General features: G+C 50.8%; 8 protein-coding genes. 3 read left to right on the plus strand and 5 right to left on the minus strand.

Annotated elements, in window-relative coordinates; all coding sequences use genetic code 11:
- Positions 1 to 8: 8 nt before the first annotated feature.
- Together AB1656_23380 and recG are read right to left on the minus strand one after the other, a co-directional pair.
- A complete protein-coding gene (locus AB1656_23380; GenBank protein ID MEW6238338.1) occupies positions 9 to 1340 on the minus strand; it encodes a hybrid sensor histidine kinase/response regulator in 1332 nt (443 codons plus the stop codon).
- A 446-nt stretch (positions 1341 to 1786) separates the two neighbouring features.
- Entirely contained in the window at positions 1787 to 4057 is a 2271-nt protein-coding gene (recG, locus tag AB1656_23385) for an ATP-dependent DNA helicase RecG (GenBank protein MEW6238339.1), read from the minus strand.
- A 438-nt stretch (positions 4058 to 4495) separates the two neighbouring features.
- Here recG and AB1656_23390 point away from each other — a divergent pair, with 438 nt between their 5' ends.
- From AB1656_23390 to AB1656_23400, 3 genes are all read left to right on the plus strand, one after another.
- Positions 4496 to 7402 carry a flagellar hook-length control protein FliK gene (locus tag AB1656_23390; GenBank protein ID MEW6238340.1) on the plus strand — a complete coding sequence of 969 codons (2907 nt, stop codon included), beginning with the start codon at positions 4496 to 4498 and terminating at the stop codon, positions 7400 to 7402.
- A 73-nt stretch (positions 7403 to 7475) separates the two neighbouring features.
- Positions 7476 to 8129: a flagellar hook assembly protein FlgD gene (locus AB1656_23395; GenBank protein MEW6238341.1), complete on the plus strand. Its 654-nt coding sequence runs from the start codon at positions 7476 to 7478 to the stop codon at positions 8127 to 8129.
- 39 nt (positions 8130 to 8168) lie between these two features.
- Entirely contained in the window at positions 8169 to 11213 is a 3045-nt protein-coding gene (locus AB1656_23400; GenBank protein ID MEW6238342.1) for a flagellar hook-basal body complex protein, read from the plus strand.
- A 197-nt stretch (positions 11214 to 11410) separates the two neighbouring features.
- Here AB1656_23400 and AB1656_23405 read toward each other — a convergent pair whose 3' ends face one another.
- From AB1656_23405 to AB1656_23415, 3 genes are all read right to left on the minus strand, one after another.
- Positions 11411 to 11770 carry a hypothetical protein gene (locus tag AB1656_23405; GenBank protein MEW6238343.1) on the minus strand — a complete coding sequence of 120 codons (360 nt, stop codon included), beginning with the start codon at positions 11768 to 11770 and terminating at the stop codon, positions 11411 to 11413.
- Positions 11771 to 12013: 243 nt separating this feature from the next.
- On the minus strand, positions 12014 to 13078 hold the full coding sequence (locus tag AB1656_23410; GenBank protein MEW6238344.1) for a LysM peptidoglycan-binding domain-containing M23 family metallopeptidase: 1065 nt from the start codon (positions 13076 to 13078) through the stop codon (positions 12014 to 12016).
- Positions 13079 to 13295: 217 nt separating this feature from the next.
- Positions 13296 to 13988, minus strand: a complete 693-nt coding sequence (locus tag AB1656_23415; GenBank protein ID MEW6238345.1) for a class I SAM-dependent methyltransferase — start codon at positions 13986 to 13988, stop codon at positions 13296 to 13298.
- Between the last annotated feature and the right edge of the window lie 260 nt (positions 13989 to 14248).

Here is a 14248-nt window from a genome sequence, read left to right on the forward strand (position 1 = left end):
AAAAGATTCTATGATTTTTGGGATGCGGGGAGAGAAAGGACGGCGTCGAGGGATTTGATGATGCCTTGATTCCGTTCGTCGCCTTTGAGAATGACCGTAGCGCCTTTGCTTTCGAACTCGCGGATTTCCTTAGGGCTGAGGTCCTTGCCCGTGATGACGACGATGCGGACGGCGTCGCGCCAAAGTTCGCGGCAGTATTGAATGACGCGCTCTCCGTTGATTTGAGGCATAATCAAATCCACTAACAGATAATCGGGGCGGCTCTGGGCGAGATGGATCATGGCGTGCATGCCGCTGTAGGCTTTCGTTACGCGGAATTGTCCTCGTTTTTCCAGGTATTGGCTGAGGATTTCCACCATAAAGGGATCGTCATCGACAATTAAAACCGAGGGAGCGGCTTCGGCGGATTCCTGAAGAGGCGGAAGGGATTCGCCGTTGCCGCGCGGAACGAATTGTTTTTCCGCTTCCAATACGGTTGGCGTGAAGGAGGATGAATCGATGGGAAAGGTCAACTTAAAAATGGAACCTTTGCCGACTTCGCTTTCCAGTTGGATATTGACATGGAGAAGTTCGGCCAACTTGCGGACAATGGCCAGCCCTAAACCGGAGCCGTCGCGGCGGCGGGTGAGGTATTCCTCGCCTTGCTTGAAGAGTTCGAAGATTATTTCGCGTTTACTCGCTTCGATGCCCGGTCCCGTGTCCGATACGGTTACGATGGCGGCGCCGATTTCCTTGCGGACATCGATTTTTACGGTTCCTTGCTGGGTGAACTTGACGGCGTTGGAGATCAATTGCCGCAGGATTTCGCGCATCTTGCCAGCATCGGTGCGGATAAGGACGCCTTTGTAGGGATGGGATAAATCCAACTCCAAGCCCTTTTCCTCCGCTACCGCCTGGTAATCTTCCAGAACGTCTTTAATAAGACTAACGATATCCGCTTCCTCTTCGAATACGGAAATCACGCCCGCTTCCAGACGGGAGAGTTCTAATAGTTGATTGATTAAAGTCAGCAACCGGGTGGCGTTGCGGTCGATGCGGGCGACCGCCTTGATTTGCTTTTCATTCAATTCGCCGTAAACGCCTTCTTCCAGCAGCGAGTTATAGCCAATGATGGAATTAAGAGGAGTGCGGAGTTCGTGGGATATTGTGGCCAAAAAATCGACTCGCATTTGCTCCGCTTCTTTCAACTGATCGTACTGAGATTTTAGTTCCTGGGCGCGGTTTTCGGCCTGAGAAAGAACCGCCTCGCAATCGATCGCGGCGACAATCGATTGCGCCGCCGCCAGATCGCCCGAATGTATGGCCTCTTTTAATTGGTTGAACAATTTGATTTCTTCCATCGCGGCATCCGGGAGGTTTCTGTATTCAGTATATCAAGACTTGGAACCGAAACAAAAATTTTATTTGGAACGCCATAAGGACAATCATTTCCTCACTATGCAAAATCGATCCTTTATAAGTCCATCGGTAAGTAAAGATTGGGATTCGCGCTTTTGCATCAATGGATTTGCGAAATGAAAGGTTGTCCAGCAAAAAATCCGGCGTATTCATCGCGCCAGCCCAGTTTCCCCATATTAAATTCTCGGTTTACGCTCAGGTAAAAGGGATTAACGATTTTGCTTTGCATAAACCGGTTTTCAGAAAAAAACCTAGTTTTCCAACCGCATTAATTCGCATATACTTTTATATAAAGCTGCGATCGACGATTTCCAACATCCGTTCTTATCACAATTTTAATAGTATTAAAATAAAAATCCTAGCCGCAGATATGGGAAGGAATTCTCCATCAAGATGGACGCCGAAATTCGAGGCGGCTAGGAACGTTTAGCATCTCTTCTTTTAAACGTTCGCTTCCCGGCCGATCGAGACCAGGATCGTCTTGATAGAGTTTCGCCGCTGCTTCGTGCGCCTCACGCAAAAGGTGGATATCGCGGAGAGGATCGGCGAGATGAAACTTAAGATGTCCGCTTTGGCGGATTCCGAATTGTTCGCCGGGACCGCGCAGTTTCAGGTCTTCTTCGGCGATGACGAAGCCGTCGCGGGTTTTCTCCATGATTTTCATGCGTTGTTGGGCATAGGGAGGGATGCGGGAGGGAGTAACGAGAACGCAATAGGATTTGCTGCATCCGCGTCCGACGCGGCCCCGAAGCTGGTGCAATTGGGCCAGTCCAAAGCGTTCCGCGCCTAGGATGACCATGACGGTCGCATTGGGCAGATCCACTCCGACTTCGATAACGGTGGTGGCCACGACGACATCCACTGCGCCCGCCCGCATTCTCTCCATCAAATCGCCTTTGACCTGGGCGGAATGCCGTCCATGCAGAATCTCCACCCGGCGATGGGGGAGAAAGGTTTGGGAAAGACGTTCGAACGCCTCTTCCGTGGACGGGAGATGCGGAGCATTTTCCGAGGGTTCGATAATGGGGCAAACGACGTAGACTTGATGCCCTTTAGCGATCTCGCCATCGACGAACCCCCAAACTTTTTCTTCTTTATCCCATTGAGTCCAGCGGGTAATCAATGAAGGGCGGTTGGGAGGAAGGGAGACGATAGTGGATATATCCATGTCGCCGAAGAGCGTAAGGGAAAGAGTGCGGGGAATGGGGGTAGCGGTGGCGACTAACAGGTCTGGATGTATCCCTTTTTCGATCAATCGTTGCCGTTGTTCGACGCCGAATTTATGTTGTTCGTCGACAACGGCCAAACCCAAACGGGCGAATTCGACTTTTTCCTGAAAAAGCGCGTGGGTTCCAACGACGAACTGAGCCGAGCCGTTGGCGATAGACTCCAACGCCTGGCGCCTTTCGGCGGCGGCGCATCCCGCTAATTGAACCGTGCGAACGCCCGGCAGGCAATGGGTCAGGCGGCGGATGGTATCGGCATGTTGCTGAGCAAGTATTTCCGTGGGAACCATAAGCGCCGCCTGGCGGCCGCCCGCGGCGGCGATGGTCATCGCATAGAGCGAAACCACCGTCTTTCCCGATCCGACGTCGCCCTGCAAAAGACGATTCATTGGGGCAGGGGAGAATAAATCCTCTTCGATTTCACGGCAGACTTTCTTTTGATCCGCCGTGAGTTGAAAGGGCAGACTTTCGATAAACAGCGCAGGCCATGCGCTCGGTCCATCTTCAATAATTTCAATGCGTTGCGCCCAAGGATCCGGGGCTGGGTGAGGATGGGAAACGCCGATTTGCTTTTTTACCTGGCCGTGATAGCGCCGTAGAAGAAATTGGTGGATGAAAAATTCTTCGAAAACCAGCCTCTTGCGCGCTTTTTCCCAAAGGGAATGAGGGTCTCCCGCCGCCAGCGTCTGCGCAAAACCAGCTTCCCCGTCCTTAAGCAATTCCATTTCCTGTTCGCAACGATCCGTGGGCGCTCCCTCGCCATGTTTGGGAAAATGCAGGATGCGGAAAGCCTCCAGGCGGAGAGGAAATTGATGAAATTCAAGGATTCCAACGGGGAGAAATTCCTGACATGCGCCGCCAAAACGATCAAGGGCGCTGCGCAAAATTTTACGCAACGCTCCTTGAGTCAATCCTTCGGATAAAGGATAAATCGGCTCTACGCCTTGAGTTGAATCATCGTCATCGTCAACGATGCGATGCTTGGGAGAAGACATTTGCATCATGCGGTCATATAAATCGGTCCGGCCATGCAGAAGCAAGCGCGTTCCAACGCGAATCTTATCCGCTAGGTAAGATTGATTGAACCAAACCGCCAGCATAGCCCCTGTTTCATCCTCTATTACGGTTTGGAGAATATGGCGCACTTTATTTCTATTTTGCGGGATTCGCTCTTGCACGGAAACGGCATTTCCGAGGACGGTAACGACCTGTCCTGGACGCAATTGGCTTATTTTGGAAAGGTTATGAAAATCTTCATAATAGCGGGGAATATGCCAGAACAGGTCTCTTACGGTTTCAACTCCCAGCCTTCCCAATATCGACGCCCGCATCGGTCCAACGCCGGGACAAAATTGAATAGGCGTATCCAATCCATCGCCGGATGGGGATTTCTTTGGCGCTTTTTGGGATGCGGATGTTTTCTTATCAGTCATTGATTGGAATATAAACCGAGCCTCTTGCAAAATTCCTTTATTCCTCCCCCAAGCTTGGGGGAGGTTAGGAGGGGGTTGACGTAAGTCCATTAAAATCAACCCCCCTCCAACTCCCCCCAATCTTGGGGGGAGAATTTTAAGACGGATTTCATTAATTTTGCAAGAGCCTCAACCGATAAAATTAAAGATATTATGCGAATAATCACAAAAATCGGCAAGGATTATCTTGCCAATTATCGTTTTCTATTTATAGCATCAGAAGGAAAAGACGGAAAGCACAGGTTCATTTTTGCCGGGAGAGAGGGCGGCAAGAAATTCCTGTTGGGTGAGAGAAACGGCGGAGGTTATCGGCGGGAAAATAGATTACTTTAGTAAAATCATTCGTTTTTGTTTGAAATTTTTTTTCCTCTGCAGATGAATGAACGATTGGCGCCCGGTTTGCGAAAAACAAACCTGACGCATTGCCCCAATTGGCCGGAGCTGCCAATAATAGAGACCACGGATGGCATGATGGAAAAAGGGCTGACTTTACTCAACCGCCTCTCTCTCTCCGTCGAGAAAACGGACAAGTTTGCCGTTAAGAACGGAAAAACCAACGCAAAAACCAACGCCGTCTCTTTTGAAAAACACCTGCAAAAAGCCTTGCTTTTCCCCCAAAAAGAAAACGCCGAAGAAACCAACGAAGGGGAAACGATCTCCAAGATCGAATCAATTTCCAAGATCGATTCGACTTCCAGGAAGGACACGGCTTCCAGGAAAGAGACGGCTTCCATAAAGGATCCGCTGGGCGGCGTACGCGCGATTAAGGGGAAAATCGCCGAAGCGTTGGGGATGGAGAAGAGCGTAAAAGAGAACGAAGAACCGATTTTCGTCCGCGTCATTCAATTGCCCAAAGGCAGCGTTCAACTCGATGAGGAAGGAAAAATCAAAGTTTCGTTCGACCAGTTGCCGGATTCCATCAAAGAACAACTCAAAAGCCTGGATATCACTGAAGAAAACCTGCACCCCATCGAAGATCATACGGCGGCTCCCGCGCAGAAAATCGAAAAAGGCTTGATTTCCGCCTCCACGGAAACGCTTCGTTCTTTAAAAGAACCTTCCGAATCGCAACAGGCGTTGGTTTTAGAAAAGGTCGGCGGAGAAAAAACGCATAAAAAAGACGACTCAACCGTCGGCGTTAATACAAAACAAGCAAAGAAAGAAAAAGAAGAGATAACGGCCGCCCCCTCTTCGAATGGCGAAATTCGAGAAAATACCGATTCCGATAATCCCTCGATTCCATTATCTCAAGATCATGTTCCCCAATATCTTCCTATCGAAAACAAGAAAACGGCTTTAGAAAATAAAATTTTAGATTTTCGTAAAAACGAATCCGGCGAAACGCCGTTAACTGAAAATTCAGGAAAAGATGAAGTCGTTATCGATTGGTTGAATGGGAATTCCGGAAAAAAGGAAACTGTCATCGAATTGTCGAAAAAGAATGGGGGGAAAAAGGAAGCTGTCCTCGAGTTATCGAAAGAAATAGGGGGGAAAAAGGATGCTATCCTCGAGTTATCGAAAGAAATAGGTGGGAAAAAGGAAGCTGCAATCGAGCCGATGAAAGATAAACGGGAAAATAAGATCGCCGCCGAAACCAAGGAACATAAAACGGCGTTTCAATCCAAATTGACGGTGGAATCCGGCGCGAATCATAAAAACAATCTAGCAGAAACTAGTGCGAATAAGACAAAGAACGCCGTCGAGCCGAATGACATCGAAGATAAAGAAGCGGCTAATGCCGAAGAAACGGCGACATCAATCCATAAAGAGAAGCCTGCCGGCAATCTCTTCGAGAAGACAAACGCTATTAACGCCGAATCGAATTCCTCCTTCCTGAAAAATTTAATATCCCAACGGAACGATGAAGTCCCGGCGGATGAGATCGAAACGAAAAAGATAAAGGGGAAAGATTGGCTTGTTTCCCAGACCGATTCGAAAGCCAAGACCGAGAACGCCGCGCCAGAAGGCAAGGCGGAAGAGAAAACCAAGCCATCTTCCCCGAAAGAGAGTCTCTCCGCCGGTCTTCTCGTCCAAGATTCCGTCCCTGCCAGCGATAAAACGAATCGCACCGAAGACGATAAGGACGATGCGGCCGTCGAGAAAATTGGAACGAGAGAATCCGTAAAATCTCACCGCAATTCCGAGCCCCTGAGCGCCGTTAAAGAATCGGAGAATACGGAATCGCCCTATAAAATAAAGAAAGATGTGGAAATCCAACGCGAAACGGCGGCGGCGCCCGCCCAGGAAACTTCGGCGGAGAGAGACGCCATCGCATATGCCGCGCCGTTGCATCAAGACGCCGCGCCCGTCAAAGAGGATTTGGGACGCCCCCGCGCCGTTCTCTTTACCGTGGATGCGGAAGATGCGTCGGCGCTGACGGGCGGGAAGAGCGAAAAAGTGACGCTAGCCGCGGAGACGAGCAATAGCGAAGACTCATTCGGGCAAGCGGAGAACGATTCCAACCAAACCGCAACCATCAGCCTGAAACGGGATATGGAAACCGATATGGGTTCGGTAAAGATCGAGGAAGCGGTGGAAATTCTCGGCAAGGGTCAAGAAACGGAAAAGAAGGAAGAGAGATTTTTCGAATCGATTAAAAAAGCCGATCCGGAAAACGCCGCTGAAAAGCCTATCGAACGGAAAGCGGAAACCTCCCGAGAACAGATCAAACAGCATTTCGAACGGGTGATTCTGGAAAACTGGAACGACAGCCAAACGGCCGCCGCTCCTCCGAAATCCGCCTCGGCGCCGGAAGCGCCTGCCGCTAACAATGCGCCGCCAGCGCAGTCCGCACCGTCTCACTCCACTCCATCGGCGAACGCCGCTAGTTCATCGCCGGAAGCTGCCGCGCCGAGCATGGCGAAAGAATACGCCGAACAAATCGCCAAGATGCAGGAGAACGCCGCGCAGCAGATCGTACGCGCCGTGCAAGGATCGCTGGGATCGGAGCGAAGCCATATCCGTATGCAGCTCGAACCGGAATCTTTAGGGCGAGTGCATATTCAATTGAAAATGGAAAGTGGAGCGTTGACCGCTCATATCATGGCGATGAAGCCGGAAACGCGGGCCATGCTGGAACAAAATATTTCCTTCTTGCGTTCCGCTTTCGACGATCAGGGTATTAAGGTAGAGCGCTTAGTCGTGGCGAAAGAAGATGCCAACGGACGCCAAGAGAACGACCGGGAGGAAGCGCATTCCCGGCCGCGCGGCGAAACCAGCGGACGGAACGGCGGAGCCAAGCAACAGCGGCGAGGAACGTCTTCCTGGAGCGGCGGACGCTATTCCTCCCAAGAGTATTTCGTATAGCGGGAAAACAAACCGGAAAATCGGCGCCGGTTCGAAGGCGTCCGACTCAATCGAGATTGCGGAGATAAAACCTATGGTCGCATCAGCCATTAACAGTGCGCAGCCATCGTCAACGAATTCCTCGACGACGACGAAGTTGGGTTCGGATATCGTCAATCGCGAGGACTTCTTGAAGTTGCTCGTAGCCCAATTGCAAAATCAGGATCCGCTCAATCCCATGGAGAATCAGGAATTCGTGGCGGAATTGGCGACTTTCAGCTCGCTGGAGCAACTCACTAATCATACCGATTTGCTGCAAGAATTGGTCGATGGACAGAGTTCTAACTCCACGACGCAGGCTCTCTCTCTGATCGGAAAGACCGTGACGATGGCGGAGAGCGATTTCCAATTCGAGAAAGGAAACGACGTCAATTTCGAAATCGCCGTCGATCGAGCGGGAACGGTGGCGGTGAAAGTGACGAACGAAGCGGGGGAAACAGTTTATACCGATACGGTAACGGCGGCGGAAGCGGGCCGATACTCATATACGTTGGACGGAAGCGCTTCCTTGGCTTCCGGAAGTTATACCATCGCAGCGGGAATTCCAGCAGAAGACGGGACCGTCAGCGAATTGCCGATCGTAAGACTCGGCGCCGTGGAAGGCGTCACGTTCCAAGACGGATCGCCGTTGTTGATCGTCGATGGACAGCCAATCTCTCTGGCTTCCGTCGAAACCATCTATAACTAGAAAACAAGATTATTGAAAGGACAGGGAGGTCATTTCATCATGACGGTAAATTCGTTATACGTGGGATTGTCCGGACTCAACGCCATGTCGCACGACATCGACGTAATCGGCAACAATATCGCCAACGTTAATACTACCGGATTCCGGGCGTCGCGGGCGACGTTCGACGATATTTTTTACCAATCGCTGTTTTACGGAACCGGGAACACGGGAACCCGCGGCGGCATCAATCCCCGCCAAATCGGAAAAGGCGTGAAATTAGGCAGCGTGGATACGATTTTCACCCAAGGCTCTACCCAGACCACCGGACGCCTGCTGGATCTGGCCATCGAAGGAAAAGGCTTTTTCGTTGTTAAAAGCGCTTCGAATCAACAATATTTGACGCGGGCGGGAAATTTTTCCTTAGATAATACAGGGCGGATCGTCGATGCCGGAACGGGTTACAGGCTGCAGGGATGGACGTCGAACAGTCAAGGCGTTCTCAATACGGGCGGGAGTCCTAGCGATCTCTCTATCGATTACGCCAAAGAGTCCAAGGCGAAGGCGACGGAAAACGTGACGGCGGGAGGCAACTTCGACGCGCGCATCGGAGAAACCGACAGCGGCGTCGATGTTCTAAAAGCCTCTAAGACGACGAATCTGTTGGGTCTATTCGACGCCGATGGAAATTCTTTCGGACTCGTTAACGGGGATGAGATCAAAATCGAGACCGGCTTTCTGAAACTCGCCGATCCGCCGACGACCAATACGGACCCGATCGATTTGACCCAAGCGGAAATCTTTTCAGGGAAAAAAGGCGTCATTATGACCGTCACGTCGACGACGACGATCGACGATTTGAAGAGCGCCATTCAAAACTATCTCGATCAGGCCGTCGCCGATAGAAAAACGGGCGCCGAAAGCGATATCGAAGTCACTTACGACGCCGATACGGGAAATTTTCTCTTTAGCAACCGGGGGAGCAACGAGATTATGGGAATGAGAGTGGGGCTGGCTGCGAGAGGCAACGACTCCGAACCGCCAAAGACGACGAACCAACGCATGGGCGAACTCTTCATCAACCAGGGCGATCCCAATTTCACCAAGACGTTGGATATCAAAGCGAACGAAAGCGTATCGACGAACACCCTGCGCCAGGCGGACGTAACCACCAGCATCGAAGTATACGATTCGCAAGGCGATTCCCATACCGTCTCCGTTGGATTAACCGCCGATACGGAAAAGCCCGGCGCGGACGGCGATTCGTTGTTGAGCGAGTTGAAAGACAACGAAGGTAGATTTTTGATTCCCGGCGGCATCGTTCCGGCGCAGATCGAATACAGCGATCCCGTCCTTGATCCCAAGACGAATACGGCCGTTTATACCGCCACGCAGGTCAGCAATATCGTGGCCACGCAAGGAGTTTTTACTTTCTTGGATGGAGAGACGAATCCCAATTTGATCGCCATCCGGTTGTCCGACGGCTTCCTTTCCATCAATGGGAATGAATTCGTCGATCCCAAAGGGACGGCTAGCGCTGAAGTCACGCAGGCCGGATTGGATGTAACGGACAGCAGTTACCTGAACGTCCCCAGCGAAACCAACCTGGGCGGCTTGATGGGGAATTCGGGATTTTCAGAAACGACGACGCTGGAAGACATTCGGAAAAATATCGAAGAAAGATTAAACAAAACGATCAGCCAAGTCGCCAATAATATCGACAAAATCAACGCCGGATCGACAACCCTGCCGATCGGCACAAGCGCTACTGGCTTTACCGTACCCGCAACAACGCCCAAAATCGAAGTCAAAATAGCCGAGGATGGCAGCATCAGTTTCAAAGCGATCGGCGGCAGTTTGGGAGCGAGCGCTTCCACCGATGCGACGATTAATAGCAACTTGGCGACCAACGCAGGCGGAGCGGATAAATTGGGATTGATGTTCGATCTCGCAGCAAAGACGCGCTCCGTTCGCATCAGCACGGTGGATAGGCAAACGGCCGCCGGAGGCGGAACCACGCTTTTCAAAGACGGCGAGGTAGATGACGACGTAACGGACGGCGGAGGGGTATCCGGCTTCGTGAAAACCGCCGATCCTTTCGCAACCGACCTCTTCGCGGCCAATAGCATCGCCTTCACCGTCGGCAATACGGACTTTGATAGTACGACGGCCGTTACGGGCGATCCCACTCTCGCCACGCCGACAGGCGTAGACGATTCCGGCGTTCGTTTGATCGCGCTCAGCTCCGGGAAGTTCGGCACGACGACGACATTGACAACAGAAAAATTCAGCGGCAAAGAAGCCTTCACCGCCCAATCGACCGCGTTCCGCGCCCTATTCAATCAGAAAGGGTATGGAATCGCCGCCGACGCCGACGGAGACAATAGCTTGGACCGGATCGGTTCCATTCCAAACGGCATCGTTGCGCTGAAAGACGCCCCCGCCTTTGAAACCAACGCCGTCAAGATCGAAAAGCAAATGCAAAATACGGTGAATTACCAAATCGTAACGCCCAACGATTACCGTTCGGAGCCAACAGGAACGACAGGAAGTTTGATCTTCGATTCTTTGGGAGATTTTTCCCATTACGATTCGGGAGCGACGCCGACCGTCGCCTTCGATCCAGATAACAGCGATCCGCAGTTTTATGGAGTCAATAAGATTATGTTTACTCTGGATATGAGCAATATTACTCAGAACAGCGGCTCCAGTACGGCTGAATTGAGCAGCCAGGACGGACGCGCCATGGGAACCTTGGATAATGTCAGCATTGGGGTGGATGGAAAAATCTGGGGATCGTTCACCAACGGCGACGTCCAGACGATGGGGCAGATCGCGTTGGGCGACGTTATCAACGAGGGCGGCTTAATTCAAGAAGGCTCCTCCTATTTCAGCGCCGGTCCCAACTCCGGCCCCATCGATACCAACCTTCAGGCGGGCATAACGGGAGGAACCATCAATTCCGGGACGTTGGAACTCTCCAACGTAGATCTGGCGCGCGAATTTACCGATCTCATCGTGGCGCAACGGGCCTACCAAGCCGATACGCGGGTGATTACAACTGGCGATCAAATCTTGCAGGAAGTGGTGAACCTGAAACGGTAAACGGATTCATGACTAACGAAAACCGGGGCGCGAAACTTCGCGCCCCGGTTTTGTTTTTGACTCTTGATGTTTTCGAAAACGAACCCCAAAAAGAAGCATGGAAAAAGATTTATTTTCGGTCAATATTTCCGGATTTGTTTGGCCCACGGCGAATTCTCGAACCGATTTAGCCGCGTCCAACATATTCCACAACCTATTTATTCCGGCGTTTCGTTAAATTGCTTCTCGAATCCTCGAAAGATGACGGCGGCTTTTTTCCCCGTTTCGTCTTTTTCGATTCGGCAAATGTTGCCGTGGTAAATGGCGGGAAACTCGTCTGATTCTTCTTGCCATACTTTTTTTAGCGAAAGATCCATAAAAAGAGCAATTCGGATAGGATCGTCGATCGCAACATCGTCCTCGGTATAAAAGGCAAGGCCGCCGACAAGGACGGGGCCGATATCCACCGTCACGGCTTCTTTCCATTCCCCTTCATTGAAAGAGGCGCCTTCGTCCAAACTGTAAATGAAAGGGATGCGAACATTCTCGCGTTCGAAAATCCGCCGTTCGTCACTCATTTTTATCACCACTCGTTCTAACGAATTTCAAAGATGAGACCATCAGTAATTTCACGTTGCAAACCATCTTATTTAATACGGTTTCGGTGCGTTCCACTATGGGCGGCGCTAAAAATTTTAAGCCATTGTATCAAATCCATCCCCGGAAGGGGAAGGGAATAAAGAAACGATTCAGTTTTTTTTTAACTATCCCTATCCTCAAAAAAAAGTTTCGAATAAAAGCGAAATCGTTTCTCTCGCTAATTAATTAAGGGGCGGAAGAACCTTCATGGGATCGAGCGCTTTTCCTACTTCTCGGATTTCGAAATGGAGAATGCCTCCATCCGCTACTGCTGGTTGTCCCGTATTTCCAGCGCGGGCGATCATGTCCCCGCGTTTGACTTTTTGGCCGGTTTTAACGAGATTTTCGCTGTTATGAGCATAAATCGTGCGGATGCCTTTGTTGTTGCGTTCGCCGTGATACAGGATGATGTGGTTGCCGTAGCCGCTGCCGAGTTCGTCCGTCACGCCCCCCGCCAGCTGAACCTCGCCGTCCGCTGCAGCGTAAACAGGCGTCCCACTATCTACGCCCAAATCGACGCCAGAGTTGAAATTGGCGGGGGATTCGCTGAAGGGGCGAAGGATGCGGAAGTTAATTTTTATAGGCCATTGGAATTTCTCCGGGCCGATGGTTGTCACTTCGCGGGGAAATTCCACCGTTTTGCCTACAGGTTTATCGCTTTCTGTCTTCTCCAGACGCGAAACGGCGGGAGGTGGAACGATTTTTTCTGTAATGCGGGGGTCTTGCGCCTCTTTTTTGACGGGTTTTTCCGTCACAATAGTAACTTTGGGTACTTCGATGTCTTGCACTTCCTTGGCGCGAGGAACCCAAAGCCGGTCGCCGGTTTTGATGAGAGAGATATCCTTGATATTATTAACCCTCTGCAATTCTTCCGTGGAGATGTCATAAGCGTGAGCGATGGCCGCAAGCGTCTCCCCCGGCCCTACCAAATGGTAAAGTCCATCCCTCTTGGCTTCCTTAACCGCCTTCGGTTCGACGGAGCGCAGTTCCGTAGCGCCGGGGATGAAAAGACGAGTCCCCGGCTTGATCGTATTGGGATCGTATATTCCGTTTACCCGGCTGAGTAATTGGGGAGAGATTTCATAGGCTTCGGCGATTGCGTCAAGCGTTTCTCCTTGGCGCGCTGTGTGGACAACCCCGTCCATGACGGCTACATCGCGTTTCGCTTGCCAGGGCGCCGAAGCGCAACCCTGCATCAAGACGATTCCCGCAACTCCGAAAATTAATGCCATCAACCCTTTCATCATCGTATAACCTCACCTTCAGGATATCGGATCTCTTTTACCCAAACTCGATAGGACGTTGATTCGCTTATAAAAAGATTACGATTCTCCTGACGCGAGAGCAACATCCTCAACCCTGTTTCAAAAAAAATTATATACACGCCGATGAACCGGCGAAATTTTACTCGCCATTCCTGGATGAACATCCAAACCAATCCATACTGGCGTTGAAAGGATAAAACTATATTTCCTTCGCCTTGGGATTCTTTCGCGCCCTCACAACCCGGTAATAGCCATAGCATTCTTCAAATTCCACGAAACGGAAGCCCGCGTCGCAGCAATATTGCGTCCATTCCCGCTGCGATAACCATTGCGGAGAAAATTCCTCGCGCGAGGTGATGAAAATCAACTCGCCGTCCTCTTCGAGAAGGGGATAAAGGCTGCGGATGACTTCCCGTCTCGCCGGGCGATCGAGAATGACCAGCATGAAACTGGATAGGATTTTATCGAATTTCCCGCCCAATGGAAGTTGGCGGCAATCGCCGTTGATGAGATGAGTATGGGCGCGTTTTTTCATTTTTTTCCGCGCTCCACGAATCATACTGAAGGAAATATCCAAACCGTAGACGGATCTGGCTTTTTCCGCCGCCATATCCATTAGCAGGCCGGTTCCGCAACCTAAATCCAAGACGCGGTCGCCCGTTCGAATCGAACTGTCGACCACCATCCGAACTACGCGCCGGTAAGCGAATATCTGGTCCGCGTAAAGACGATCGTAGAGACACGCGATTACATTGTAAAAAAATCTCGATCGGGCGGAATTTTTCGATGACATATTCCTGCCCGCATAACGAAAGACCAGCCATCCCCACCAATGATGAATGGGCCGGATATGCTTCCGCCGTTTATGGAGATAGAAGGATGAATCGTTCATATCAATAAGTTAAGATTCAACCATCGATTCTTGTCTTTCCGTCTCTATTTATTGTAATTCATTTTGACAGATCCGAGTAAAAAAAACAATGCTTCATCTTTATTGGCGAGCGGCTTTAGTTAAGCGTTGGTTAAATTTTTTTAGTCGGCCGAAATCCATTTCTCGAAGGAAAGACGGGGGAAATCCGTCCTTCCTTCGAGGTGGAATAACTGAGTTGGATGGACGTTCCAATAAGGTTTTAGAACGCGAAAGGATTGGCT

The sequence above is a fragment of the Candidatus Omnitrophota bacterium genome, from assembly GCA_040755155.1.
In the GTDB taxonomy this organism is placed as follows: Bacteria; Hinthialibacterota; Hinthialibacteria; order Hinthialibacterales; family Hinthialibacteraceae; genus JBFMBP01.

Excerpts from the sequence above, each read along its gene's own strand:
- AB1656_23380 (MEW6238338.1), bottom strand. The coding sequence starts at position 1,340 with ATGGAAGAAATCAAATTGTTCAACCAATTAAAAGAGGCCATACATTCG.
- recG (MEW6238339.1), bottom strand. The coding sequence starts at position 4,057 with ATGACTGATAAGAAAACATCCGCATCCCAAAAAGCGCCAAAGAAATCC.
- AB1656_23395 (MEW6238341.1), top strand. The coding sequence starts at position 7,476 with ATGGTCGCATCAGCCATTAACAGTGCGCAGCCATCGTCAACGAATTCC.
- AB1656_23400 (MEW6238342.1), top strand. The coding sequence starts at position 8,169 with ATGACGGTAAATTCGTTATACGTGGGATTGTCCGGACTCAACGCCATG.
- AB1656_23405 (MEW6238343.1), bottom strand. The coding sequence starts at position 11,770 with ATGAGTGACGAACGGCGGATTTTCGAACGCGAGAATGTTCGCATCCCT.
- AB1656_23410 (MEW6238344.1), bottom strand. The coding sequence starts at position 13,078 with ATGATGAAAGGGTTGATGGCATTAATTTTCGGAGTTGCGGGAATCGTC.
- AB1656_23415 (MEW6238345.1), bottom strand. The coding sequence starts at position 13,988 with ATGAACGATTCATCCTTCTATCTCCATAAACGGCGGAAGCATATCCGG.